Genomic DNA, 24351 nt, shown 5'->3' with positions numbered 1-24351 from the left:
CGCCCCCGTTCGGTCACACCGGCGGTTCAGCCGGACCGCCCGCCGTTGCCGTTTCCGCCCCCGTTGCCCTGCCCCCGGAAGAAGCCCTCCGGGACGGAGAAGGAAGGTGTCGGGAAGGGGGCGCCGCCCCCGCCGCCGTCGTTGCCGCCGACCAGACCGCCGATGAAGCCGTCGCCACCACCGTTGTCCCCCTCGTCGCGGTCGTCCTCGTTGCCGTTGCCGTTGCCGTTGCCGTCGCCGCGGTCACGGTCGATGCCGCTGGGGATGTGGACGTCGTTGAAGTTCTCGACCGGCTTGCCCTCCAGCGCACCGGACATCATGTCGCGCCAGATCGGACCGGGAACCTCCCCACCGAAGACCTTGCTGTGCCCCCGGCCGCCGATGGTGATGTTCACCATCTTCCGCTCGTGCGCCGGGTCGCCGACCCACACCGCGCCGGCCATGTTCGGGGTGTAGCCCACGAACCAGGCCGCGTAGCGCTCGTCCGTCGTACCGGTCTTGCCGGCGCTGGGGCGGCTGCCGAGGCCCGCCTTCGAACCCGTGCCGTCCTCGACGACGCCCTTCAGCAGCGCGTTGATCGTGTCTGCGGTCTTCTCCGACATGGCCCGCGAGCAGGTCGACTTCGGAACCGCGAGCGACTTCGTCTTGTCACCGACCCGCTGGCTGACCGACTCGATGGCGACCGGCGTGCAGTACATGCCGCGCGAGGCGAAGGCCGCGTACGCGTTGGCCATGGTCAGCGGGGACATCTCCTGGGTGCCGAGGGCGATGGACGGAGCCTGGTCCATCTTGCGGCCGTCGGCCCGCTCGACGCCCATCTTCTTCGCCATCGTCGTGACCGGGCAGATACCGATGTCGCTGATCATCTGCACGTAGTAGGTGTTGACCGACTTGGCGGTCGCTTCCTTCATGTCGTACGGGCCGACCTCCGACTCGTTCTCGTTCTCGAGCCTGGCCGGGTTGTCCCGGTCGTTCACCCACTGCTTGCCGTCACATTCCGCGACCGGGCTCGGGTACGCCATCTGGTACGGCGAGGAGTACACCTTGTTCGCCGGCATGCCGTCCTCGAGGGCCGCGGCGGCCACGATCGGCTTGAACGTCGAACCGGGCTGGTAGCCCATGCCGCCGCCCATGTCGCCGTCGACGGACAGGTTGAGGGTCGTCTCGCCCTTCTTGATGTCGACGCCGTACGGACGCGACTGGCCCATGGCGAGGATCTTGCCGGTGCCGGGCTGGACGATGGTGGCGGCGGTGGCCACCTCGTCGCTCTTGTAGACGTGGTCCTTGATGGACGTCTGTGCCGCGTTCTGGGCCTGGGGGTCCATGGTGGTGCGGACGGTGAGGCCGCCCTGGTTCCAGATCGTCGCGCGCTGCTCCTTGGTCTTGCCGAAGACCGGGTCGTTCAGGAAGACCTCGCGCACGTAATCGCAGAAGAAGCCCGCGCCCTTGGTCGCCGTGATGCAACCGTTCTTGGGCTTGCTGACCTTCAGGCCCAGCGGCGCCTTCATCGCCTCCGCGGCCTGCGCCCGGGAGATGTCGCCGACGTCGGCCATGCGCCGCAGCACGATGTTGCGCCGCTTGGTGGCCTCCGCCTCGTCGTTGACCGGGTCGTACCGGCTGGGCGACTGGACGATGCCGGCGAGGAGGGCCGCCTCCTGGATGTTCAGGTCCTTGGCGGACTTGGAGAAGTAGCGCTGGGCCGCGGCCTCGACGCCGTAGGCCTGCTGGCCGAAGAAGGTGATGTTCAGGTAGTTCTCGAGGATCTTCTTCTTCCCGAGCTCCTCCTCGACCTGGATCGCGTACTTGAGCTCGCGGATCTTGCGGCCGATGGTCTGCTGGGTGGCCTGCGCGACCTTCGTCGGGTCGTCGCCGGCCTCCTCGACGAAGACGTTCTTCACGTACTGCTGCGTCAGGGTCGAGGCGCCTTCGGAGACTTCGCCGGTCCGCGCGTTCTTGTTGAGGGCGCGCAGGACGCCCTTCAGGTCGACCGCGCCGTGCTGGTAGAAGCGCGAGTCCTCGATCGCGACGATCGCCTTCTGCATGTACGGCGAGATGTCCTTGAGGGGGACCACCGTGCGGTCGCGCGAGTACACCGTGGCGATCTGGCCGCCCTCGGCGTCGAGGATCGTGGTGCGCTGACTCAGCGGCGGGGTCTTCATGTTGGCCGGGAGTTCGTCGAAGCTCTCGACCGATCCCTTCGCCGCCAGCCCCAGCGCGCCCACCGCGGGCAGCGCGATGCCGGCCAGCACGGCTCCCGCGAGGACACTGACACCGAGGAACTTCGCGGCCTGCTGCGTGGGAGACAGACCACCGCCCGAGCGCTTCTTTGGCATGAGGGCAGCCTACGTTCTCATTCGCCGGACAGGCGTATATGCCTTGGCCTAAGCTGCTCTCGACTGTCACAACAGTGAGGCCACGTATCAATACGTCCGGCGACCCCGAAGCGTTCCGGGCGTCCCCGACTTTTTTGGTGGGGCAGTGTCCGAATCCGCCTTGTGTGTCACGCGGCGTCCGTTGTAGCGCAACTGAACTGTCCCGGTTTGACGGGAAGGTTGCGTATGTCGCCACCTCACTCCCCCGGGTGATCTGCCGCTTACCCATAGTCCGTTCGGGCCATTCAAGATTGGGCCCGAAGGGGGTGTTGCGCTGTGCCCACCTTCCGTAACGTCCTCAACTGGCGGCGGTGCATATGCCGCTGCCGCCGTGGGGGAGCCTCGATTCGGGAGAGGACGGCGCCGGTATGGGCTGGGTAGTCGACTGGAGTGCGCAGGCGGCCTGCCGCACTACCGATCCGGATGAACTGTTCGTTCAAGGAGCGGCGCAGAACAGGGCCAAGGCGGTGTGTACCGGATGCCCGGTGCGCACGGAGTGCCTGGCCGACGCGCTGGACAACCGCGTCGAGTTCGGCGTGTGGGGAGGAATGACGGAGCGGGAGCGCCGCGCACTGCTGCGCAGGCGTCCCACCGTGACCTCCTGGCGCCGGCTGCTGGAGACGGCGCGTACGGAGTACGAGCGGGGGTGCGGTGTCGTGCCTCTCGACGACGACGAGGTCTACGAGAACTACGCGGCGGTGAGCTGAGGAGTTCCCACCGGGGAGCTCCGGGGGTCGAGGGCCCTGCTCGGGCCCTTCGCCATCGCCGGGCAGCCGGCAGCCCTCAGGCACTGGCCTCCGGCGCGGATCCCGTCCCGGGTGTCCCGACCGGGTGGGGCAGCTCGTGCCCGTTGGTCGCGAGCCGGTCGCCGATGTCGCGCAGTCCCGCGAGGTCGTGCACATCGCCGGGCAGCGCGGCCACTTCGGTCACGGCCACCTCGGGGTGGAGCGCGGTGAAGCGGTCACGCGTGCGCTGCTCACGGGAGAGCAGCTGCATACGGTCGGCGTGGAGCCTCAGCAGGCCTGCCGTGAGCTGGTCGACGGACCGCTCGGCGTGCGCGGTGTCCTCGGCGGGGGAGCCACCGTCGGAAGCCGGGGCAGCGGCATGAGCTGGTGTTCCGGACGTGGGAGAGTCTGAACTGTCGTCTGTGTCGGGGGAGTTACGAAGTACTGCTTTCCCGCCGTCCTGATCCACAATGCGGGGCTCTTCAAGATTTTCCGCCGCGGCGAGGGCCCGCTCGGCCGACAGCCCGTCGGCGCCGCTGCGGTGCACCCGGTTGAGCACCAGACCGGCGAGCGGCATGTCCTCCGCGGCCAGGCGTTCCACGAAGTAGGCGGCCTCGCGCAGCGCGTCCCGCTCCGGGGCCGCGACCACGAGGAACGCCGTCCCGGGCGCCTGGAGCAGCTTGTACGTCGCGTCCGCGCGGGTGCGGAAGCCGCCGAACGTCGTGTCCATCGCGGACACGAACGTCTGGACGTCCTTGAGGAGCTGACCGCCGAGCAGCTTGCCGAGGGTGCCGGTCATCATCGACATCCCGACGTTCAGGAACTTCATGCCGGCGCGGCCGCCCAGCTTCGCCGGTGCGGTCAGCAGCCGGATCAGTCGCCCGTCCAGGAACGACCCGAGCCGCTTGGGCGCGTCCAGGAAGTCCAGCGCCGAGCGGGACGGCGGGGTGTCGACGACGATCAGGTCCCACTCGTCACGGGCCCGCAGCTGCCCGAGCTTCTCCATCGCCATGTACTCCTGCGTGCCCGCGAAGCCCGCCGAGAGCGACTGGTAGAAGGGGTTGCCCAGGATCGCGGCCGCCCGCTCGGGATCCGCGTGCGCCTCGACGATCTCGTCGAAGGTCCGCTTCATGTCGAGCATCATCGCGTGCAGTTCGCCGCCCGCGGAGTCGTCGATGCCCTTCACCCGGCGCGGGGTGTTGTCGAGGGAGTCGATGCCCATGGACTGGGCGAGCCGGCGGGCCGGGTCGATGGTGAGGACGACGACCTTGCGGCCCCGCTCGGCCGCGCGCAGGCCGAGGGCCGCCGCGGTCGTGGTCTTGCCGACCCCGCCCGAGCCGCAGCAGACCACGATCCGCGTCTTCGGGTCCTGCAGCAGCGGATCGATGTCGAGCAGACGCGAGGGGGGCAGGCGGTGACGGGCCGGATCGTGCGGGTGGGCCGGGTCCGGACGACTCATGACATCCCCTGCTTCCGACTCGGGACCGACCTTGCCTGTGTGCCCCGGCTCATGACACGCCCTGCTCGCGCAGCTCGCGGGCCAACTCGTACAGCCCCGCCAGGTCCATGCCCTCGGCGAACAGCGGCAGTTCGTGCAGCGGCAGGCCCAGCTCGGCGAGGACCGCACGCTGCTCGTGCTCCAGCGTGTACCGCTCGGCGTACTCCTCGGCCTGCGTGAGCAAGGGGTCCACCAGCCGCTCGGCGTGCCCCCCGCGCCGCGCCCCGCCGAGCCCGGCGGACGACAGCGACCGCGCGACAGTGGAACGCGGGGCCGTCCGTACGAGTTCCAGGTCGGCCGCGTCCAACACCTCCGGCCGCACCATGTTCACGATGATCCGCCCCACGGGCAGCCGGGCCGAGCGCAGCTCGGTGATGCCGTCCGCGGTCTCCTGGACGGGCATCTCCTCCAGCAGCGTCACCAGGTGAACCGCCGTCCCCGGCGACTTCAGCACCCGCATCACCGCCTGGGCCTGATTGTGTATCGGGCCGATCTTGGCCAGCCCCGCGACCTCGTCGTTGACGTTCAGGAAGCGCGTGATGCGCCCGGTCGGCGGGGCGTCCATGACGACGTGGTCGTACGTGAAGCGCCCGCTGCGCTCCTTGCGCCGCACCGCCTCGCACGCCTTGCCGGTCAGGAGGACGTCCCTCAGACCGGGCGCGATGGTGGTGGCGAAGTCGATCGCGCCGAGCTTCTTGAGGGCCCGTCCGGCGCTGCCCAGTTTGTAGAACATCTGGAGGTAGTCCAGAAGGGCCTGTTCGGGGTCGATGGCCAGTGCGTACACCTCCCCGCCCCCGGGAGCGACGGCGATCTTCCGCTCCTCATAAGGCAGCGCTTCGGTCTCGAAGAGCTGCGCGATGCCCTGCCGGCCCTCGACCTCGACGAGAAGCGTCCGCTTCCCCTCCGTGGCGAGGGCCAGCGCTAGGGCGGCGGCCACCGTGGTCTTGCCGGTACCGCCCTTGCCGCTGACGACCTGGAGCCTGCTCACGTATTCGAGCCTAACCAGTCCGCGCCCGGGCTACGCGGGAGGCTGTGGACAACCGTGGCCGGGGTCGGCCGGTGACGGTGGCCGCGGCCGCCGCGTGACCCCTGTCCGGCAGCGGCTAGAGTCGGCCGCATGACCAAGTGGGAATACGCAACCGTGCCGCTGCTCGTCCACGCCACGAAGCAGATTCTGGACACCTGGGGCGAGGACGGCTGGGAGCTCGTCCAGGTCGTGCCCGGGCCGAACAACCCCGAGCAGCTCGTGGCCTACCTGAAGCGGGAGAAGCAGTAGTGGGCGCCGTCGAGGCAAAGCTGGCCGAGCTCGGCCTGAGCCTGCCCGACGTGGTCCCGCCGCTCGCCGCGTACCAGCCGGCCGTGCAGTCCGGCCCGTACGTCTACACCGCCGGGCAGCTCCCGATGGTGGACGGCAAGCTTCCGGTCACCGGCAAGGTCGGTGCGGAGGTCACCCCGGAGGAGGCCAAGGAGCTGGCACGCACGTGTGCGCTGAACGCCCTGGCCGCCGTCAAGTCCGTCGCCGGTGACCTGGACCGCGTCGCCCGAGTGGTGAAGGTCGTCGGTTTCGTGGCCTCGGCCCCGGACTTCACCGGCCAGCCGGCGGTGCTCAACGGTGCCAGCGAGCTGCTCGGCGAGGTCCTCGGCGACAAGGGCGTGCACGCGCGCAGCGCGGTGGGCGTGGCGGTGCTGCCGCTGGACGCGCCCGTGGAGGTCGAGATCCAGGTGGAACTCGCGTAGGGCCCTTTCCGCGGCCCCAGCTGCGGAATCCTTCCCCGGGGTCACTCGAACATCCGCCCGTCACGGGATAGCCTCGCGCCCATGGCGAACGGTCAGTGGTACCCCCCGGAGTGGCCGGACCGCATCCGCGCACTCGCGGCCGGCACCCTCACCCCGGTGACCCCGAAGCGCGCGGCGACCGTCATGCTCCTGAAGGACACCGGCAGCGGCCCCGCCGTCCACATGCTGCGCAGACGCGCCTCCATGGCCTTCGCCGGAGGCGCGTACGCCTATCCCGGCGGCGGTGTCGATCCGCGCGACGACGACCACCACGTCCGCTGGGCCGGCCCCACGCGCGCGTGGTGGGCGGACCGGCTCGGCGTCGACGAGACGGCGGCCCAGGCGATCGTCTGCGCGGCCGTACGGGAGACGTACGAGGAGGCGGGGGTGCTGCTCGCCGGTCCGGCGCCCGACTCGGTCGTCGGCGACACCACCTGCGCCGACTGGGAGGCCGACCGGGCCGCCCTGGTAGACCGGGACCTGTCCTTCGCGGAGTTCCTGGACCGCCGCGGCCTGGTCCTGCGCTCCGACCTGCTCGGCGCCTGGACCCGCTGGATCACCCCCGAGTTCGAGGCCCGCCGCTACGACACCTGGTTCTTCGTGGCCGCCCTTCCCGAGGGGCAGCGCACGCGCAACGCCTCCACGGAGGCCGACCGCGCGGTGTGGATCTCCCCGCGCGAGGCGGCGGCCGGCTACGACAAGGGCGAGCTGCTGATGATGCCGCCGACCATCGCGACCCTGCGCCGGCTGACGGCGTACGAGAGCGCCTCCCAGGCGCTCGCGGCCGCCCCGGGACGGGACCTCACGCCCGTCCTGGCCACCGCCCGCCTGGTGGACGGCGAGATCGTGCTCTCCTGGCCGGGCCACGAAGAGTTCACCAAGCACATCCCGACCGCCCCGACCGGTGGAGCCACCACATGACGGACGCAGCAGCCCTTCCCGGCCAGCCGCGTGGCGGGGTCCTCTCGGGGCCCGCCACCCCGCGGGCCGTCAACGTCCTGGCCCCCAACCCGTCGGTGATGACCCTGGACGGCACGAACACCTGGATCCTCTCCGAGCCGGACTCGGACCTCGCCGTCGTGGTCGACCCGGGCCCGCTGGACGACGGGCACCTGCGCCGGGTCGTCGCCATCGCCGAACAGGCCGGCAAGCGCGTCGCCCTCACCCTGCTCACTCACGGCCACCCCGACCACGCGGAGGGCGCCGCCCGGTTCGCCGACCTGACCGGCACGCGCGTGCGTGCCCTCGATCCGGCACTGCGGCTGGGCGACGAGGGGCTGGCCGCTGGAGACGTGATCACCACCGGCGGCCTCGAACTGCGGGTCGTGCCGACCCCCGGCCACACCGCCGACTCCCTCTCCTTCCACCTCCCGGCGGACCGGGCCGTCCTCACCGGCGACACGATCCTCGGCCGCGGCACGACGGTCGTGGCCCACCCCGACGGCCGCCTCGGCGACTACCTGGACTCCCTGCGCCGCCTCAGGTCCCTCACGGTCGACGACGGCGTCCGCACCGTCCTGCCGGGCCACGGCCCGGTCCTGGAGGACGCCCAGGGCGCCGTCGAGTACTACCTCGCCCACCGCGCCACCCGCCTCGCCCAGGTGGAAACGGCCGTGGAGGACGGTCACCGCACCCCGGCCGAGGTCGTCGCCCACGTCTACGCGGACGTGGACCGCTCCCTGTGGCCGGCGGCGGAACTGTCGGTCCGGGCGCAACTGGACTACCTGGAGGAGCACGGTCTCATCTAGACCCGGGGCCGTTCAGGGCCGCGGCGCCTTGCTGCCGTGCACGCGCGCGTACTCCCCGGCGAGCCAGGGCCCGAGATCGTCGGCGTACGACGCGAGTACGGCCGTGTCGCCGGTCGGCTCCCGCCCCAAGTCGGCCGCGGACCGCATCTGCTCGGCGCGCTCGGGGTAGTACCCGGCGAAGACTCGGCCATCTCACGCAGGTCGCTGGTCCAGCCGTTCCAGCGGGGCATGACGAGCGTGAAGCCCGCACGGACCAGATGCCGGGACATGAAGCGGACCAGGGGCCGGCGGGCCTCCTCCGTGTCGTCCGCCTCGGCGATCCGCCGGCGCCAGAGCGGGAGGAGCAGGGCCAGGTCGCCGTTGGTCTCGCGGGCCAGCACCGTGTCGGGGCGGTAACGCGGCAGGCAGGTGGCCAGGTCCTGCCCAGCAGCGGTGTGCACAGGCAGGCGACGAACCACCCCAGGTCGTACCTCTCCAGGTCGCTCAGCAGCCGCGCCCGGCTGAACAGCAGGGTGCCGTGCCCGTCGATCTAATCGAACTCCTCGTCCAGTGCCGCGCCGAGCGCCCGGGCGGCGTCCCGGTCCGCCCCGGTCGGCTCCTCGTGCAGGGCGAGCAGCAGGTCCAGATCGCTGCGGCCCGCACGCGCGGTGCCGCGCGGTATCGACCCGTAGAGGTACGCGCTGTGCAGCCGGGGCCCGAACACGTCGGCCAGCCGGTCCCGCGCCGCGGAGACGACCGGGCGGAACGTGTGGGGCACGCGCGCGAGGGAGCCCTCCCGGGTGAAGAAGCCCTGCGCGTCGAGTCCCGGGCGGTGGACAGTGCTGCCGGTCATGCGGTCACTGTGGCGCGAGCAGGGCCCCTGGGGGGCTGGTTTTCGGGTCCCTTGACGATGTCGGGCCCCGTCCCGTGAAGGGAAAGGGCCCGATGACGGACGGACGGGCGCGTGTCAGCGCGAGCGCTTGGCGAGGCGTTCGACGTCCAGGAGGATCACCGCGCGGGCCTCCAGGCGGAGCCAGCCGCGCTGGGCGAAGTCCGCCAGGGCCTTGTTGACCGTCTCCCGGGAGGCGCCGACCAGCTGGGCCAGCTCCTCCTGCGTGAGGTCGTGGACGACGTGGATGCCCTCCTCGGACTGCACGCCGAACCGGCGCGACAGGTCCAGCAGGGCGCGGGCGACACGGCCCGGGACATCCGAGAAGACGAGGTCGGACATCGCGTCGTTGGTCTTGCGCAGCCGGCGCGCGACGGCACGCAGAAGCGCCGTGGCCACCTCGGGGCGGGCGTTCAGCCAGGGCTGGAGGTCGCCGTGGCCGAGGCCGAGCAGCTTCACCTCGGTCAGCGCCGTGGCGGTCGCGGTGCGCGGGCCCGGGTCGAACAGCGACAGCTCGCCGATCAGCTCGCCGGGGCCGACCACGGCCAGCATGTTCTCGCGGCCGTCGGGGGACGTGCGGTGGAGCTTGACCTTGCCCTCCGTGACCACGTACAGGCGGTCACCCGGGTCGCCTTCGTGGAACAGCGAGTCACCGCGGGCGAGGGTCACCTCACTCATGGAGGCGCGGAGCTCCGCGGCCTGCTCGTCATCGAGCGCCGCGAAGAGCGGATTGCGCCGCAGAACGTCGTCCACGAGTTCTCTCCTTGTCGACCTGCTCAGGGGACCTTGATCCCCCTTGTATCAAGGCACTGTGGTGCCCATTTTGCCGGACAGTCCAAACAGTGTGATCTGTCACAAGGATGCCGTACAGGTGTCCCGGGGTACGCGGCAGGGGTCCGATTGGGCGCCGATCTTCAGGGGCCGGGGCGGATGTCGGCGCCGGGCCTTAGGCTGGCCGGGTGTCCAAATCGCCGGTGAGAGCACAGGCCGAGGGGGCTGCGCGGGTGGTTGTACGTCGCGATTCCGCTGTGGGCGAACAGAGCCCCGATGGCGGTAGGAATACGGCGAAAGCGGCAGAGGGGGCGGCGCCTCCAAGCAGGTCGACGCCGGCCGGGAAGGCGCCTGCCAAGAAGGCGGGGACGGGGAGTGGGAAGGCATCCGCGAAGAAGGCGGCTCCTGCGAAGAAGGTCGCCTCCACGGCAGCGGACAAGGCCCGTGCCGCGAAGAAGGCGACGGCAGCGAAGAAGACGCCGGCTGTGAAGAAGACACCGGCTGTGAAGAAGGCCCCGGCGGTCAAGAAGGTCACGGTCGCGCCCAAGAAGGCCACCGCCCGGCTGAAGGGCACCGCCCCTGCCAAGACCGTCGTCCGCCCGCCGAGCGACGAATCGCGTACGGCCCTGGTCCGCCGGGCCCGCCGGATCAACCGCGAGCTCGCCGAGGTCTATCCGTACGCCCACCCCGAGCTGGACTTCGACAACCCCTTCCAACTCGTCGTCGCCACGGTGCTCTCCGCGCAGACCACCGACCTGCGCGTCAACCAGACGACCCCGGCGCTGTTCGCCAAGTACCCCACCCCCGAGGACCTCGCCGCCGCCAACCCGGAGGAGGTGGAGGAGATCCTCCGCCCGTGCGGCTTCTTCCGGGCCAAGACGAAGTCGGTGATAGGGCTGTCGAAGGCCCTGACGGAGGACTTCGGCGGCGAGGTGCCCGGCCGGCTGGAGGACCTCGTCAAGCTGCCCGGCGTCGGCCGTAAGACCGCCTTCGTCGTGCTCGGCAACGCCTTCGGGCGCCCCGGCATCACCGTCGACACGCACTTCCAGCGCCTGGTGCGGCGCTGGCAGTGGACCGCCGAGACGGACCCGGACAAGATCGAGGCCGCCATCGGCGCGCTGTTCCCGAAGAGCGACTGGACGGACCTCTCGCACCACGTGATCTGGCACGGCCGCCGCATCTGCCATGCCCGCAAGCCCGCGTGCGGCGCCTGCCCGATCGCCCCGCTGTGCCCGGCGTACGGCGAGGGAGAGACCGACCCGGAGAAGGCGAAGAAGCTTCTCAAGTACGAGAAGGGCGGCTTCCCGGGCCAGCGCCTGAGGCCCCCGCAGGCGTATCTGGACGCGGGCGGCAAACCGGCGCCACCGCTGGGGGCCGGATGAGCTGCGCTCCGGAACCGCCGCGGACCTTGGAGGGCCCGGGGGCGCGCTCGCGTGGCTCGTGCGCCCGTCTGGGCCTCCGGGCGAGCTCCCCGATCAGTGGATCGCGGCCGTTCGCGGAACGATCTCGCGGTCGCCGGGCGTTGGAAGCGGCAGGACGACGGGGGTTGCGATGACGCGGGCGAGCGACACACAGGGCGGGCCGGTGACGGTGAGCAAGGAGGGGCTGCCCGGCTGGCTGGACCCGGTGGTGCGCGCCATGGAGACGGTCCGGCCGCGGCAGCTGAGCCGCTTCCTGCCGCCGGAGGACGGCGCCGGGCGGCAGTCCGCCGTGCTGATCCTCTTCGGTGAGGGCGAGCGCGGACCGGAGCTGCTGCTCATGGAGCGCGCGCACTCCCTGCGCTCGCATGCCGGCCAGCCCTCCTTCCCGGGCGGCGCCCTCGACCCCGAGGACGGCGACCCGCGCGGCGACGGCCCGCTGCGGGCCGCTCTGCGCGAGGCGGAGGAGGAGACCGGCCTCGACCCCTCGGGCGTGCAGCTCTTCGGCGTCCTGCCCCGGCTGTACATCCCGGTCAGCGGCTTCGTCGTCACACCGGTGCTGGGCTGGTGGCGCGAGCCCAGCCCGGTGGGGGTGGTCGATCCGAACGAGACCGCCAGGGTCTTCACCGTCCCCGTGGCGGATCTCACGGATCCCGCCAACCGGGCCACCGCCGTCCACCCCAGGGGCCACCGAGGTCCGGCATTTCTGGTCGAATCGGCCCTTGTCTGGGGTTTCACGGCCGGAATCATCGACCGGCTGCTGCACTTCGCGGGCTGGGAGCGGCCCTGGGACCGCGAGAAGCAGGTCCCGCTCGACTGGCGCGCATGACAGGGTGGCCTCCGTGAACGTGCTGGACATCTTGCTGCTGGTCGCCGCTGTGTGGTTCGCGGTCGTGGGGTACCGCCAAGGGTTCGTCGTCGGCATCCTGTCGGTGATCGGCTTCCTGGGCGGCGGCCTCGTCGCGGTCTACGTGCTGCCGGTCATCTGGGACGCGCTGACGGACAACGCGGAGGTGAGCACGACCGCCGCCGTCGTCGCGGTCGTCGTCGTCATCGTCTGCGCCTCCGTCGGCCAGGCCCTCACCACCCACCTCGGCAACAAGCTGCGCCGGCACATCACCTGGACTCCGGCCCGGGCCCTCGACGCCACCGGCGGCGCCCTGGTCAACGTCGTGGCGATGCTCCTGGTCGCCTGGCTGATCGGCTCCGCCCTCGCGGGCACCACGCTGCCGACGCTCGGCAAGGAGGTCCGCAACTCCAAGGTGCTGCTGGGCGTCTCCCAGGCGCTGCCCGAACAGGCTGCCACGTGGTTCGCGGACTTCTCCTCGGTCCTCGCGCAGAACGGCTTCCCGCAGGTCTTCAGTCCGTTCTCGAACGAGCCGATCACCGACGTCCAGCCCCCGGACCCGGCCCTGGCGAACAACCCGGTGGCCACCCGCGCCCAGCGTTCCATCGTCAAGGTGATGGGCACCGCCCCGAGCTGCGGCAAGGTCCTGGAGGGCACCGGCTTCGTCTTCGCCGACCGCCGGGTCATGACCAACGCGCACGTGGTGGGCGGCGTCGACGAGCCGACCGTGCAGATAGGCGGCGAGGGCCGGAAGTACGACGCCGAGGTCGTGCTCTACGACTGGCGGCGCGACATCGCCGTCCTGGACGTGCCGGATCTCAAGGCGCCCGTGCTGCGGTTCACCGAGAAGGACGCGAGCAGCGGCGACGGCGCGATCGTCGCGGGCTTCCCGGAGAACGGGGCGTACGACGTGCGGGCCGCGCGCGTGCGAGGCCGCATCACGGCCAACGGCCCGGACATCTACCACCGCGGCACGGTCCGCCGCGACGTCTACTCCCTCTTCGCGACCGTCCGCCAAGGCAACTCCGGCGGCCCGCTGCTCACGCCCGAGGGCAAGGTCTACGGCGTGGTCTTCGCCAAGTCCCTCGACGACGCCGAGACGGGATACGCGCTGACCGTGGACGAGATCCAGGAGGACATCACCCAGGGGCGCACCGCCAACCAGCAGGTGGACAGCGACAGCTGCGCCCTCTAGGGGCGGCCCTGAAGCGAGCCGGCCGGGGCGTCACTCGCGCGAGTGGCGCCTCAGTCGCGTGTGGGGCGCAGACGCACGGAGACCCAGCGGGCCCGGCGGCGGAGGATGCGCGGGATACCCACCCTGGGGTCGGCGGTCGCCATCTGCGGTGCACCGCTTCGCCGGTGGGGGTTCGTACCGCTCGCCGAGCGGCGATTGCGGGTTGCGTCACTGTAGTCGTGCGTCCAGCCCATACCCCGACGTGTGCCCCCGCCTCATGGTCCATAACCGCCCCCGGGGCGTCCAATTGGCCTATGCGCCGGGCAAGTGGCCGTTCGTAGGACAAGTGTTCAGGTGCGGACGCGGGGCGGGGTCGGGCGGTCACCGATGTGATCGGGAGATTCGCGGGTCCGGTCACCGGTCGCTTCGGGAACCCCGGTCACCGATCGGGTTCGGGATCCCGCAGCCAGTTGATGAGCTCCGAGGAGAACGCGACCGGGTCCTCCTCGTGCGGGAAGTGGCCGAGACCGTCGAACAGGCGCCAGCGGTACGGGGCTTCGACGTACTCGCCGGATCCGGCCGCGCTGCGCGTGCGCATCACGGGGTCGAGCGAGCCGTGCAGATGGAGCGTCGGCACCCGCACGGGCCGCTTCATCCGGCGGTTGAACTGGATGCCGTCCGGGCGGGCCAGGGAGCGCACCATCCAGCGGTACGGCTCGACCGCGCAGTGCGCGGCGGAGGGGATGCACATGGCCCGGCGGTAGTTCTCCAGCGCCTCGTCCTCCGGCGGGCGCGGGCCGGACCAGTCCTGGATCAGCTCGGCCACGAGCGCCCCGTCGTCGGCGGTGAGCTGCCGCTCCGGGATCCAGGGCCGCTGGAACCCCCAGATGTGTGAACCGGCGCGGGTCTGCTTGACGTCTCTCAGCATGGCCGAGCGCCAGCGCCGCGGATGCGGCATGGACGCCACCGCCAGCCGCCGCACCAGCTTGGGGCGCATCGTGGCGGCCGTCCAGGCGAGGTAGCCGCCCAGGTCGTGGCCGACCAGCGCGGCGTCCGGCTCGCCGAGGGAGCGGATGACGCCGGTGACGTCGAGCGCGAGGTTGGCGGGGTCGTAGCCGCGCGGCGTGCGGTCGCTGCCCCCGACGCCCCGCAGGTCCATGGCCACGGCCCTGAAGCCCGCGTCGGCGAGCGCCACCAGCTGGTGCCGCCACGTCCACCAGAACTGCGGGAAGCCGTGCAGCAGCAGCACCAGCGGCCCGTCGCCCAGCTCCGCGATGTGGAAACGGGCGCCGTTGGCGGCGACGTCGCGGTGGCTCACCTGCCTCCCGCCGGGGACGTCGAGCAGGACGGCCGAAGCCGGTTGTGCGGGAGGAGGGGCTGGGTCCGTCATGACGACGAGCGTGCCACAGCCTCGATGGCCTCGGGCACCCGGTCCTGCGCGAGCTCGGGACGCGGGTGCGGCTTCGCCTTCTGCAGGACGACCGCGCTCTGCTTCATCGACGCGGCGACCTTCTGCGGGCCCTTGCCCTTCTTCGCCTTCTTCGCGAAGACCACGCCGATCAGCGCGAGGACCAGCGCGACCAGCACGTTCGCCGCGAAGGACAGCAGGAAGCAGACCGCGAGGTTCCAGTCCGTCCAGGTGCGGATGCCGTACGCCAGCGCGAAGTTCAGCATCGGCAGCGAGAACACCAGCACCGCGCCGGCCAACGAGAAGGCGCCGCCGCTGGTCGCACCGCGCTTGACGTCCTGCTTGAGCTGCGCCTTCGCCAGCGCGATCTCGTCGTGCACCAGCGCCGACATTTCCGCCGTCGCCGAGGCGAACAGCTGGCCGATGCTGCGTTCGGCGCCGACCGGGCTGCCGTCGGGTGCGCTCATCGCGGTCTCCCTCTTCTGCGTACGGTCCGATTTCCGCTGCCTCTGCCTGACCCGCCACAGTCGTCCCACTGTGTACGGCCTGACTGCGTCACGGTCCCGTCTTTTGTACCGTCTCGTCAGATCATGCCCGACGGTCGTGGTCCTCGCCTGCCCCGCCCGGTACTTCGGCAAGCCCCTGCCGCGCGTCTGCCTTCTCCCGGGCGATCCGGCGGTGTTCGGCGGCCTTGCGGTCGTAGACGTCGGCCAGCCGCAGGTGGTACGCCGGATCGTCCTCCTCGTAGACGTCCGGGATGCCGTCGGCGTCCTCGTCCCGCTCCTCGTTCTCCCACAGCCGGCGGTACTTGGCGTTGCGTATCTTCAGCAGGACCGTCGCGAGTGTCGCGGCGATGAGCGAGCCCAGCAGCACGGCGGCCTTGACCTCGCCGGTCATCGTCTGGTCGCCCTCGAAGGCGAGTTCGCCGATGAGCAGCGAGACGGTGAAGCCGATGCCGGCGAGACTCGACACCGCGAGCACGTCCCCCCAGGCGAGATCGTCGCTGAGCGAGGCCTTGGTGAAACGGGCCGTCAGCCACGTCCCGCCGAAGATGCCGAACGTCTTGCCGAGCACCAGCCCGAGGACGACACCGAGGGTCTCCGGCTTGGTGAACACGTCGACGAGCGCGCCGCCGGAGACGGAGACACCCGCGCTGAACAGCGCGAACAGTGGCACGGCCAGCCCCGCCGACAGGGGCCGTACGAGGTGCTCGATGTGTTCGCCGGGGGAGTGGGCCTCGCCCTCGTGGCGGTGGCAGCGCAGCATGAGGCCCATGGCGACACCGGCGATGGTGGCGTGGATGCCGCTGTTGTACATCAGCGCCCAGACGACCAGCGCGAGCGGCACGTACACGTACCAGCCGCGTACGCCCTTGCGCAGCAGCAGCCAGAAGACGGCCAGACCCACGACGGCGCCGCCGAGCGCGGCGAAGTTCAGTTGGTCGGTGAAGAACACCGCGATGATCAGGATCGCGAAGAGGTCGTCGACGACGGCGAGCGTGAGCAGGAAGGCCCGCAGCGCACTCGGCAGTGACGTGCCGATGACCGCGAGCACGGCCAGCGCGAAGGCGATGTCGGTCGCGGTGGGCACGGCCCAGCCGGCCAGGGAACCGCCGCCGGTGACGTTGGTGACGACGTAGACGAGCGCCGGTACGGCCATCCCGCACAGCGCGGCGGCGACCGGCAGCGCGGCGGCCTTGGGGTCGCGCAGATCCCCCGCGACGAGCTCGCGCTTGAGCTCGATGCCGGCGACGAAGAAGAAGATCGCGAGCAGCCCGTCGGCGGCCCAGTGCGCGACCGACAGGTCCAGGCCGAGGGCGGCGGGGCCCAGGTGGAAGTGGGAGACGCTCTCGTAGCTCTCGCGCAGCGCGGGGATGTTCGCCCAGAGCAGCGCGGTGACCGCGGCGGCGAGCAGCAGCACCCCGCCTACGGTCTCGGTACGCAGCGCGTCCGCCACGTAGGTCCGCTCAGGAAGGGAAAGCCGGTCGAGGACCTTGCGGGGCGTGGAGGGGCGGGGGGCGGGCACGTGGGAGACCTCCGGTCGGTGGGCAGGACTGAGCACATGCCGACCAGACTTCCCGGCGCACCATGAAGCAGTTGTTTTTCTTAGTCTAGGTAAACATGTGGCCGAACGCACCCCGGTGATCATCACCGGGTGTGCCGAGGGGGCACTCGGCGTGCCGACCGCCGGGTGCCCCCTCGTCCGCTGCGCTATGCCTGTGCCGTGATCAGTCCTCGCTGGGCGCGGCGGGCAGCTTCGCCTGGATGAGGTCCATGACTGTGGAGTCCGTCAGCGTGGTGACGTCACCGAGCTGGCGGTTCTCGGCGACGTCCCGCAGCAGGCGGCGCATGATCTTGCCGGAACGCGTCTTGGGCAGCTCGGCCACGGGCAGGACCCGCTTGGGCTTGGCGATCGGGCCGAGGGCGTTGCCGACGTGGGCGCGCAGCTCGTCGACCAGGGTCTCGGTCTCGGAGGCCGTGCCGCGCAGGATCACGAACGCGACGATCGCCTGCCCCGTCGTCTCGTCCGCCGCGCCGACCACGGCCGCCTCGGCGACCGACGGGTGGGAGACGAGAGCGGACTCGACCTCGGTGGTGGAGATGTTGTGCCCGGAGACGAGCATGACGTCGTCGACCCGGCCGAGCAGCCAGATGTCGCCGTCGTCGTCCTTCTTGGCGCCGTCACCGGCGAAGTACTTGCCCTCGAAGCGCGACCAGTACGTGTCGATGAACCGCTGGTCGTCGCCCCAGATGGTGCGCAGCATCGACGGCCACGGCTCGGTCAGGACCAGGTAGCCGCCACCGCCGTCGGGCACCTCATTGGCCTCGTCGTCGACGACCGTGGCGGAGATGCCGGGCAGCGGCGTCTGCGCGGAGCCCGGCTTGGTCGCGGTCACGCCCGGCAGCGGGGTGATCATCATCGCGCCGGTCTCGGTCTGCCACCAGGTGTCGACGATCGGGGTGCGGTCGCCGCCGATGTTCTTGCGGTACCAGATCCACGCCTCGGGGTTGATCGGTTCGCCCACCGAGCCCAGCACGCGCAGGCTGGACAGGTCGAACTTGGCGGGGATGTCGTCGCCCCACTTCATGAACGTACGGATCGCGGTCGGCGCGGTGTAGAGGATCGTCACGCCGTACTTCTGGACGATCTCCCAGAAGCGGCCCTGGTGCGGGGTGTCGGGCGTGCCCTCGTACATGACCTGCGTCGCGCCGTTGGCGAGCGGGCCGTAGACGATGTACGAGTGGCCGGTGACCCAGCCGACGTCGGCGGTGCACCAGTAGACGTCGGTCTCCGGCTTGAGGTCGAAGACGGCGTGGTGGGTGTAGGCGGTCTGGGTGAGGTAGCCGCCGGAGGTGTGCAGGATGCCCTTCGGCTTACCGGTGGTGCCCGAGGTGTAGAGGATGAACAGCGGGTGCTCGGCGTTGAACGCCTGCGGCGCGTGCTCCGCGCTCTGCCGCCCGACGAGGTCGTGCCACCACACGTCGCGGCCCTCGGCGAAGGCGACCTCCTGGCCCGTGCGGCGCACGACCAGGACGTGCTCGACGTTGCCCGCCTTCTCGACGGCCTCGTCCACGGCCGGCTTCAGCGCGGACGGCTTGCCGCGCCGGTAGCCGCCGTCGGAGGTGATCACCACACGGGCGTCGGCGTCCTGGATGCGGGTGGCGAGCGCGTCCGAGGAGAAGCCGCCGAAGACGACCGAGTGGGCGGCACCGATCCGCGCGCAGGCCAGCATCGCGATCGCCGTCTCGGGGATCATCGGCATGTAGACCGCGACCCGGTCCCCGGCCTGGACTCCCAGCTCCAGCAGGGCGTTGGCGGCCTTGGACACCTCGTCCTTGAGCTCGGCGTAGGTGAGGGCGCGGCTGTCGCCGGGCTCGCCCTCGAAGTGGATGGCGACGCGGTCGCCGTGCCCGGCCTCCACATGCCGGTCGACGCAGTTGTAGGCGACGTTGAGTTCGCCGTCCTTGAACCACTTGGCGAACGGCGGGTTCGACCAGTCGAGGGTCTCGGTGGGCTCCTTGGCCCAGGTCAGCCGACGGGCCTGCTCGGCCCAGAAGCCGAGCCTGTCAGCCTTGGCCTGTTCATACGCCTCCGCCGTGACATTGGCGTTCGCGGCCAGGTCAGCGGGCGGCGCGAAGCGTCGCTCCTCCTTCAGCAGGTTGGAGAGGGAAGGACTCTCGCTCACTGTCCCATCTCCTTGCTCAGGAGGTTGGCCAGGCTTTCATTGCTCACGGCATCTGCCTTTCCCAGGGTGTCCGTTGTGTCCCAGGCCACAGCTCATCAGACCCGAGGGTGCGATGACAAGGGCCGACCGCCGATTGGTTTAGACCTGTCAGGCGGTGTTTTCGGGGACCGGGGTCATCCGTACCCACGGACGCCGACCAGGGAAAGTTCAGTGCGTGTGGTGCCTCGCCCGAGCCGCGACGGGACGAGAAGGCCGTACCGGGCGCTCGCACGCCGCCCGGGCCCTGCGCAGGGCCCGGGCGCGGGTCTCCGGCGGCTCGTCGGGCGTCAGCGCCAAGACGGCCGGGGGAGCGGCCCCGCGAGCCACGAAGCCGCACCCCCGGGCAGGCGCCCGGCTCACGCCGTCACGTTCGCCTCCCGTACGCGATCGAAGACGCCACCGGTCTCCGCCTCGGTGAGCAGGTACGCCTCGGCCTCGCCCACGTGGAAGTACATGCCGTGCAGCTCCAACGTGCCCTCCTCAAGGGCCCGTGCCACCGGCTCGTGGGCGCGCAGGTGCTCCAGCTGCTGGACGACGTTGGTCAGGCAGAGCTGCTCGACCGCGTCCGCGGGGGCCCGGTCGGCCAGCCGGCCCCAGAGCAGGCGGTCGTCGGCCATGCGCTCCAGGCTCGGCAGTCCGTGCCGCAGCCACCGCTTCAGCGGTGTCCGCTCGCCGTCGGGCTCGGAGTCGAGCAGGGCCTGCATGGCGCCGCACCCCGAGTGCCCGCACACCGTGATGTGCCGCACCCGCAGCACCTCCACGGCGTACTCGATCGCGGCGGCCACCGAGTCGTCGCCGCTCTCTTCGCCCGGACGCGGCACGAGGTTGCCCACGTTGCGCACGACGAACAGATCGCCCGGGCCACTGGAGGTGATCATTGACGTGACCAGCCGGGAGTCGGCGCAGGTCAGGAAGAGCTGCGAAGGCCGCTGCCCCTCACGCGCCAGCCGGGCCAGCTCGCCGCGCACCAGGGGTGCGGTGTTGCGCTGGAACGCACTGATGCCACGCGCCAGGTCATGCCCGCTGCCTCCTCCGCCGGTGCCGGGCGGGTCCGGCTCGCAGCGGTCCGTCCCGTCGTTGCCGTCCGGGTCGTTCCCGAGGAGCGGAGCGGACCGGGCGCGGTCGCACTGGTGGTTGCGCCAGGGCGTCCAGGGCCGGCAGCGGCAGCCGGTGAAGTCCCGTGGCTCGGTGATGCGGATGCCGGAATGACGGCCGCTGATCTCCACGGTGCCGCCCTGCGAGGTGTGCGTCTTCCGCCAGTCCTGCAACGTCTCGTACGCCGCGTGGTCCATGAACGACCCGTCCAGCTCGACGACGGTGTCGGCGCCGTGGGGCACGAGATGCAGGGCCCGGCTGAGCCGAGGCACCGCGAGGAACGTCAACTGCCCTCGGACGTGTACGTGATGGACTCCTTCCCTCTCCTCGTGCGTGATGCGGGTGCGGGTGAGGCGGTGCAGGGCGACGCCGACGGCCATCGCGCCCCCCAGCGCCACGCCCTGCAGGACGCCGAGGAAGACCACGCCCAGGGTCGTGACGGCGTAGACCCACACCTCTCGGTGGCGCGTCACCGTGCGGATGTGGTTCAGGGACACCATCTGGATGCCGACGGCCATCACCAGGGCGGCGAGCGAGGCGAGCGGGATGAACTCCAGGATCGGGACCATCAGCAGCGTGGCGATCACTACGAGAACGCCGTGCAGCATCGTCGAGTTCCGGCTCACCGCACCCGCGTGCACATTCGCCGAACTGCGCACCGCGACACCGGCGATGGGCAGCCCGCCGAGCGATCCGGAGACGATGTTGGCGGCGCCCTGCCCGAGCAGTTCGCGGTCGAGATCGGAGCGGCCGACGCGGGCGGACAGGCCCGGACGGCCGGCCACCAGCTTGTCCACGGCCACCGCGCCGAGCAGCGACTGCACGCTGCACACCAGCGTCGTCGTGAGCACGGCGGCGACAAGGCCGAGCACGGGGCCCTCGGGCAGCCCGGCCAAGGCGTGATTGCTCCAGGACGGCAGGTCGACCTCGGGCAGGCGCAGACCGGCGAGGGCGGCGGCCGCGGTGGCTCCGGCGACGGCGACGAGCGCGGCCGGGACCTTGCGCAGCAGGCGCCCGGCCCGGCCGGGCAGTCTCGGCCAGAGCAGCAGCAGCGCCAGGGTCAGTACGCTCACCGACACCGATGCGGGGCGCATGTCCGCCAACTGGGCGGGCAGTGCGCGGAGGTTGTCGGGCACCGAGCTCTGCGGTGTGCCGCCGAGCATGATGTGCAGCTGGGCCACGGCGATGGTGACGCCGATCCCGGCGAGCATGCCGTGCACGATGGCGGGGCTGACGGCGAGGGCGCCACGGGCTACACGAAGGCAGCCCAGGCCCAGTTGGGCGAGTCCGGCGAGGACGGTGATGGCGCAGGTCGTCCGCCAGCCGTAGCGCTGGATGAGGTCGGCGGTGACGACGGTGAGTCCGGCGGCCGGCCCGCTCACCTGGAGCGGGGAGCCGCCGAGCCGCCCGGCGACGAGCCCGCCCACGGCGGCGGCGACGAGGCCGGCCTGGAGGGGTGCGCCGGTGGCGAGGGCGATGCCCAGGGACAGGGGCAGGGCGATCAGGAAGACCGCGATCGAGGCCGACACGTCGGCTCCCGCGATCTGGAAGCGGCGGGGGCCGGTCGGCGGCGGACTGTGGGGCGGATGGGGGCGCTCGGCCCGGTTCGGGTCGGCGGCGCGTGTGGGGACGCAGGCTGACATGTTTTCCCGTCTCCTCCGGGGCTGCGGTCGCGTGACCGGGGATTCCCGCTCGGGGCGGGGGCGGTCACGGCCGTGGGTCACGGCGTAGAACGGCGGGATGCATCAACGTTCGGTAAACGGATCGTAATGCAGAGTAAAGGGAGAGAATAGTCTTTACGGGCAAATGGGTGAATAAAGCACCTTGAAGAGTGAAGTGATTCTTCGATCGGCTTGTCGTACTAATTCCTTCTCGGAGTCGTGCGAATTTGGCGGCGCTGTCGGCACCGAGAGAAGGAAGAAGGTGGGCGGAACATGGCCGCCACCCATAAGATCGCCGCGGGCTCCGTGATCGCCGCGGTCTGCGCCGCATCGCTGGCCGGTTGCTCGACCGGCACTTCCCGGCAAAGCACTCCCGAACCGTCCAAGGCGAAGCCCGCCCAGGCACCGAGGAGCACGGTCCGGCTGATCGGAGACGGCTCGACCGCCTACACCGGCGCCCAGCCCCACCTGCCCAGGCCCGAGCGGCTGCGCCCCGGCCAGAAGCCCCCGCAGTTCGTCGTGTTCTCCTGGGACGGCGCGGGCGAGGACAGTCAGAAGCTGTTCTCCCACTTCCGCAAGGTCGCCAAGGAGAACAACGCGACCATGACGTACTTCCTCAGCGGCGTGTACATGCTGCCGGAGGAGAAGCGCGACCTGTACCGGCCGCCGCAGCACTCCCCGGGGCGCTCCGACATCGGCTTCAACGACCGCCGCGGCATCGCCGCCACCGCCAAGCAGCTGCGCCTGGCATGGCTCGAGGGCAACGAGATCGGCACCCACTTCAACGGCCACTTCTGCGGCAGCGGCGGTGGCGTCGGCGAGTGGTCGGTGAAGGAGTGGAAGGACGAGATCTCCCAGGCCAAGCAGTTCGTGAAGACCTGGAAGACCAACACCGGAATGAAGGGCGCGGCCCCGCTCCCCTTCGACTACGACAAGGAGCTCATCGGCGCCCGCACGCCCTGCCTCGAGGGTCAGCACAACTTCATGAGGGCGGCCCGTGACCTGGGCTTCCGCTACGACACCAGCGGCGTCAACGATCAGGTCTGGCCGAAGCGGAAGCAGGGCCTGTGGGACCTGTCCCTGCAGCTCGTGCCGTTCCCCGGCCACTCCTTCGAGCAGCTCACCATGGACTACAACTTCATGGTCAACCAGTCGGGCACCAAGACCCAGGGCAACCCCGCCATGCACGACTTCTGGGGCGACCAGATGCGCGACGGCCTGCTCAAGGGCTTCCAGCGGGCCTACGACGGCAACCGCGCTCCCCTGATCATCGGCAACCACTTCGAGTCCTGGAACGGCGGCACGTACATGCGGGCCGTCGAGGAGGTCATCGAGACGGTGTGCACCAAGGAGGAGGTGCGCTGCGTCTCGTTCCGGCAGCTCGTGGACTGGCTGGACGCCCAGGACCCGAAGACCCTCGAGAAGCTGCGCACCCTGAGGGTCGGCGAGGCGCCGAAGGGAGGCTGGGCGTCCTTCCTGTCGGGCCGCCCCGCCGCCGCCCCGAAGGGCGTGCCCGGGCCTCCGGCGAACAGGAGGTAGCCCTCCTGGAGGGCGCTGTGACGCGCAGGCGCGCGTGAAGAAGGCCACTTGGCCGTGGGGCGGGGCCGCGGGATGCGTAGGGTCGTACTCATGAGTACAGCAGGCGCGACCGATCCGCTCGCGGCCCTGGGCGCGTTGCCCGGAGTGGCCGATTCCGTGGAGTCCGTACGCAAGGCCGTGGACCGGGTCTACGGGCACCGGATCATGCGGCGGCGCAGCAACGCGATCACCTCCGAGGCCGCCCTGCGCGGTGCCCGCGGCTCGGCCGCGCTGTCCGGCGCGGACTGGGCCCTGGAGGAGGTGCGCCGCCGTACGGACTTCAGCGGCGACGACGAGGCGCGCACCGTCGGCGCCGCGCTACGGCTCACCGCGGAGGCGGGCCAGCTGCTGTCGATCTGGCGGCAGTCGCCGCTGCGGGTGCTGGCCCGGCTGCACCTGGTGGCGGCCGCGGACAAGGCCGACCAGGTGGGGCGTCCCCGGCAGCAGGGCGAGCCGGTCGACGAGCCGCTCGTCCGTCTGCCGCTGCCGAGCGCGGCCGAGACGCACGGCCGGCTGGAGGGACTGGCGGAGCTGATCGTCGCGGGCGGGTCCGCGCCGGCCCTGGTCTCGGCCGCCGTCGTCCACGGCGAACTCCTCGCGCTGCGCCCCTTCACGTCCCACAACGGCCTGGTCGCGCGTACGGCCGAGCGCATCGTCCTGATCGGCAGCGGTCTGGACCCGAAGTCGGTCTGCCCGGCCGAGGTCGGCCACGCCGAGCTGGGCCGCGTCGCCTACCTGGAGGCCCTCGACGGGTACGTCTCCGGTACCCCGGAGGGCATGGCCGCCTGGATCGCCCACTGCGGCAGGGCGGTCGAGCTGGGGGCCCGGGAATCGACGGCGGTGTGCGAGGCGCTGCAGCGCGGAGCGGCGTGACACCTTCGCGGAACAGAAATGCGGCGGTACGAGTACTCGTACCGCCGCTGGCATGAGCATCGGGTTACCAAGCGTCCTCGATATATGCCCATCAGGTCGGGAACTTCGCCCGTCACCTGGTGCGGCTGGCCCGTATTCGACGGGTCGACGTCGCGTGGGTGCCCGGTGTTCATGCTCGGTCCGTGGGGCCACATGCGTATTTAAGGTGATCCTCTCGGATGTCCTTGGTCTCGCGGGCCGTTGAGTCCTTTGTACTCCTGACCCGGAACAAGCGGAAGTCCAGGCTGCACTTCTTTACTTTCGGGTTCAAACAG

The 24351-nt window shown here is 70.9% G+C and carries 20 protein-coding genes and 1 pseudogene; 10 read left to right on the top strand and 11 right to left on the bottom strand.

Annotated features, from left to right (window positions below; all coding sequences use genetic code 11):
- Positions 1-26: 26 nt before the first annotated feature.
- A complete protein-coding gene (locus ACWD1U_RS24225; protein WP_451110436.1) occupies positions 27-2333 on the bottom strand; it encodes a transglycosylase domain-containing protein in 2307 nt (768 codons plus the stop codon).
- A 407-nt stretch (positions 2334-2740) separates the two neighbouring features.
- On the opposite strand from ACWD1U_RS24225, the gene wblA reads away from it, so the two are divergent.
- Positions 2741-3079 (top strand): transcriptional regulator WblA, encoded by a 339-nt coding sequence (gene wblA, locus ACWD1U_RS24220; protein ID WP_451110434.1) that lies wholly within the window; start codon positions 2741-2743, stop codon positions 3077-3079.
- Positions 3080-3155: 76 nt separating this feature from the next.
- On the opposite strand, the gene ACWD1U_RS24215 is transcribed toward wblA, so the two are convergent.
- Complete coding sequence (locus ACWD1U_RS24215; RefSeq protein WP_451110432.1) at positions 3156-4556, bottom strand: ArsA family ATPase; 1401 nt, start codon at positions 4554-4556, stop codon at positions 3156-3158.
- 49 nt (positions 4557-4605) lie between these two features.
- A complete protein-coding gene (locus ACWD1U_RS24210) occupies positions 4606-5583 on the bottom strand; it encodes an ArsA family ATPase (protein ID WP_451110430.1) in 978 nt (325 codons plus the stop codon).
- 129 nt (positions 5584-5712) lie between these two features.
- On the opposite strand from ACWD1U_RS24210, the gene ACWD1U_RS24205 reads away from it, so the two are divergent.
- The 4 genes from ACWD1U_RS24205 (at position 5713) to ACWD1U_RS24190 (ending at position 8119) form a co-directional block, all read left to right on the top strand.
- Positions 5713-5871 carry a DUF4177 domain-containing protein gene (locus ACWD1U_RS24205; RefSeq protein ID WP_003991873.1) on the top strand — a complete coding sequence of 53 codons (159 nt, stop codon included), beginning with the start codon at positions 5713-5715 and terminating at the stop codon, positions 5869-5871.
- Positions 5871-6332, top strand: a complete 462-nt coding sequence (locus ACWD1U_RS24200) for a RidA family protein (RefSeq protein WP_451110428.1) — start codon at positions 5871-5873, stop codon at positions 6330-6332. Before ACWD1U_RS24205 ends, ACWD1U_RS24200 begins: the two co-directional genes overlap by 1 nt.
- 81 nt (positions 6333-6413) lie before the next feature.
- On the top strand, positions 6414-7292 hold the full coding sequence (locus ACWD1U_RS24195; protein WP_451110426.1) for an NUDIX hydrolase: 879 nt from the start codon (positions 6414-6416) through the stop codon (positions 7290-7292).
- Entirely contained in the window at positions 7289-8119 is an 831-nt protein-coding gene (locus tag ACWD1U_RS24190) for an MBL fold metallo-hydrolase (protein ID WP_451110424.1), read from the top strand. The genes ACWD1U_RS24195 and ACWD1U_RS24190 overlap by 4 nt, the downstream gene beginning before the upstream one ends.
- A 12-nt stretch (positions 8120-8131) precedes the next feature.
- Here the strand turns inward: ACWD1U_RS24190 and ACWD1U_RS24185 are convergent.
- Together ACWD1U_RS24185 and ACWD1U_RS24180 are read right to left on the bottom strand one after the other, a co-directional pair.
- Positions 8132-8951 (bottom strand): annotated as a pseudogene (locus ACWD1U_RS24185) (nucleotidyltransferase domain-containing protein).
- Between the two features lie 114 nt (positions 8952-9065).
- A complete protein-coding gene (locus ACWD1U_RS24180; protein ID WP_010031945.1) occupies positions 9066-9740 on the bottom strand; it encodes a Crp/Fnr family transcriptional regulator in 675 nt (224 codons plus the stop codon).
- Positions 9741-10015: 275 nt separating this feature from the next.
- Here ACWD1U_RS24180 and nth point away from each other — a divergent pair, with 275 nt between their 5' ends.
- The 3 genes from nth (at position 10016) to ACWD1U_RS24165 (ending at position 13218) form a co-directional block, all read left to right on the top strand.
- Positions 10016-11140 (top strand): endonuclease III, encoded by a 1125-nt coding sequence (gene nth / locus ACWD1U_RS24175; protein WP_451110422.1) that lies wholly within the window; start codon positions 10016-10018, stop codon positions 11138-11140.
- A gap of 169 nt (positions 11141-11309) precedes the next feature.
- Positions 11310-12005: an NUDIX hydrolase gene (locus tag ACWD1U_RS24170; protein ID WP_451110421.1), complete on the top strand. Its 696-nt coding sequence runs from the start codon at positions 11310-11312 to the stop codon at positions 12003-12005.
- Positions 12006-12018: 13 nt separating this feature from the next.
- Positions 12019-13218: a MarP family serine protease gene (locus tag ACWD1U_RS24165; RefSeq protein ID WP_451110419.1), complete on the top strand. Its 1200-nt coding sequence runs from the start codon at positions 12019-12021 to the stop codon at positions 13216-13218.
- A gap of 50 nt (positions 13219-13268) precedes the next feature.
- On the opposite strand, the gene ACWD1U_RS24160 is transcribed toward ACWD1U_RS24165, so the two are convergent.
- The 6 genes from ACWD1U_RS24160 to ACWD1U_RS24135 all read right to left on the bottom strand — a co-directional run bounded on the left by ACWD1U_RS24160 (position 13269) and on the right by ACWD1U_RS24135 (position 21568).
- The gene (locus ACWD1U_RS24160; RefSeq protein WP_451110417.1) at positions 13269-13451 is read right to left on the bottom strand and encodes a hypothetical protein; all 183 of its coding nucleotides are present in this window, start codon (positions 13449-13451) and stop codon (positions 13269-13271) included.
- A gap of 185 nt (positions 13452-13636) precedes the next feature.
- Positions 13637-14587: an alpha/beta fold hydrolase gene (locus tag ACWD1U_RS24155; RefSeq protein WP_451110415.1), complete on the bottom strand. Its 951-nt coding sequence runs from the start codon at positions 14585-14587 to the stop codon at positions 13637-13639.
- The gene (locus ACWD1U_RS24150) at positions 14584-15072 is read right to left on the bottom strand and encodes a phage holin family protein (protein ID WP_451110414.1); all 489 of its coding nucleotides are present in this window, start codon (positions 15070-15072) and stop codon (positions 14584-14586) included. Before ACWD1U_RS24150 ends, ACWD1U_RS24155 begins: the two co-directional genes overlap by 4 nt.
- Positions 15073-15193: 121 nt before the next feature.
- Positions 15194-16630: a Na+/H+ antiporter NhaA gene (gene nhaA / locus ACWD1U_RS24145; protein WP_451110412.1), complete on the bottom strand. Its 1437-nt coding sequence runs from the start codon at positions 16628-16630 to the stop codon at positions 15194-15196.
- A gap of 202 nt (positions 16631-16832) precedes the next feature.
- A complete protein-coding gene (gene acs / locus ACWD1U_RS24140) occupies positions 16833-18791 on the bottom strand; it encodes an acetate--CoA ligase (protein ID WP_451110411.1) in 1959 nt (652 codons plus the stop codon).
- A 395-nt stretch (positions 18792-19186) separates the two neighbouring features.
- Entirely contained in the window at positions 19187-21568 is a 2382-nt protein-coding gene (locus tag ACWD1U_RS24135) for a bifunctional SulP family inorganic anion transporter/carbonic anhydrase (RefSeq protein ID WP_451110409.1), read from the bottom strand.
- A 291-nt stretch (positions 21569-21859) separates the two neighbouring features.
- Between ACWD1U_RS24135 and ACWD1U_RS24130 the strand changes: the two genes are divergently transcribed.
- The gene (locus ACWD1U_RS24130) at positions 21860-23125 is read left to right on the top strand and encodes a polysaccharide deacetylase family protein (RefSeq protein WP_451110407.1); all 1266 of its coding nucleotides are present in this window, start codon (positions 21860-21862) and stop codon (positions 23123-23125) included.
- A 90-nt stretch (positions 23126-23215) separates the two neighbouring features.
- The gene (locus ACWD1U_RS24125) at positions 23216-24037 is read left to right on the top strand and encodes an oxidoreductase (RefSeq protein WP_451110405.1); all 822 of its coding nucleotides are present in this window, start codon (positions 23216-23218) and stop codon (positions 24035-24037) included.
- The last annotated feature ends 314 nt before the right edge of the window (positions 24038-24351 follow it).

The organism is Streptomyces sp. NPDC002788 (assembly GCF_053592115.1).
Note: the sequence above shows the minus strand (reverse complement) of the source record. Positions and strands in the feature narration are given on the sequence as shown.

Bases quoted from the DNA above. Each gene is read 5' to 3' on its own strand.
- ACWD1U_RS24225 (WP_451110436.1), bottom strand. From the start codon at position 2,333: ATGCCAAAGAAGCGCTCGGGCGGTGGTCTGTCTCCCACGCAGCAGGCC.
- wblA (WP_451110434.1), top strand. From the start codon at position 2,741: ATGGGCTGGGTAGTCGACTGGAGTGCGCAGGCGGCCTGCCGCACTACC.
- ACWD1U_RS24215 (WP_451110432.1), bottom strand. From the start codon at position 4,556: ATGAGTCGTCCGGACCCGGCCCACCCGCACGATCCGGCCCGTCACCGC.
- ACWD1U_RS24205 (WP_003991873.1), top strand. From the start codon at position 5,713: ATGACCAAGTGGGAATACGCAACCGTGCCGCTGCTCGTCCACGCCACG.
- ACWD1U_RS24195 (WP_451110426.1), top strand. From the start codon at position 6,414: ATGGCGAACGGTCAGTGGTACCCCCCGGAGTGGCCGGACCGCATCCGC.
- ACWD1U_RS24190 (WP_451110424.1), top strand. From the start codon at position 7,289: ATGACGGACGCAGCAGCCCTTCCCGGCCAGCCGCGTGGCGGGGTCCTC.
- ACWD1U_RS24170 (WP_451110421.1), top strand. From the start codon at position 11,310: ATGACGCGGGCGAGCGACACACAGGGCGGGCCGGTGACGGTGAGCAAG.
- ACWD1U_RS24160 (WP_451110417.1), bottom strand. From the start codon at position 13,451: ATGGGCTGGACGCACGACTACAGTGACGCAACCCGCAATCGCCGCTCG.
- ACWD1U_RS24155 (WP_451110415.1), bottom strand. From the start codon at position 14,587: ATGACGGACCCAGCCCCTCCTCCCGCACAACCGGCTTCGGCCGTCCTG.
- ACWD1U_RS24150 (WP_451110414.1), bottom strand. From the start codon at position 15,072: ATGAGCGCACCCGACGGCAGCCCGGTCGGCGCCGAACGCAGCATCGGC.
- ACWD1U_RS24135 (WP_451110409.1), bottom strand. From the start codon at position 21,568: ATGTCAGCCTGCGTCCCCACACGCGCCGCCGACCCGAACCGGGCCGAG.
- ACWD1U_RS24130 (WP_451110407.1), top strand. From the start codon at position 21,860: ATGGCCGCCACCCATAAGATCGCCGCGGGCTCCGTGATCGCCGCGGTC.
- ACWD1U_RS24125 (WP_451110405.1), top strand. From the start codon at position 23,216: ATGAGTACAGCAGGCGCGACCGATCCGCTCGCGGCCCTGGGCGCGTTG.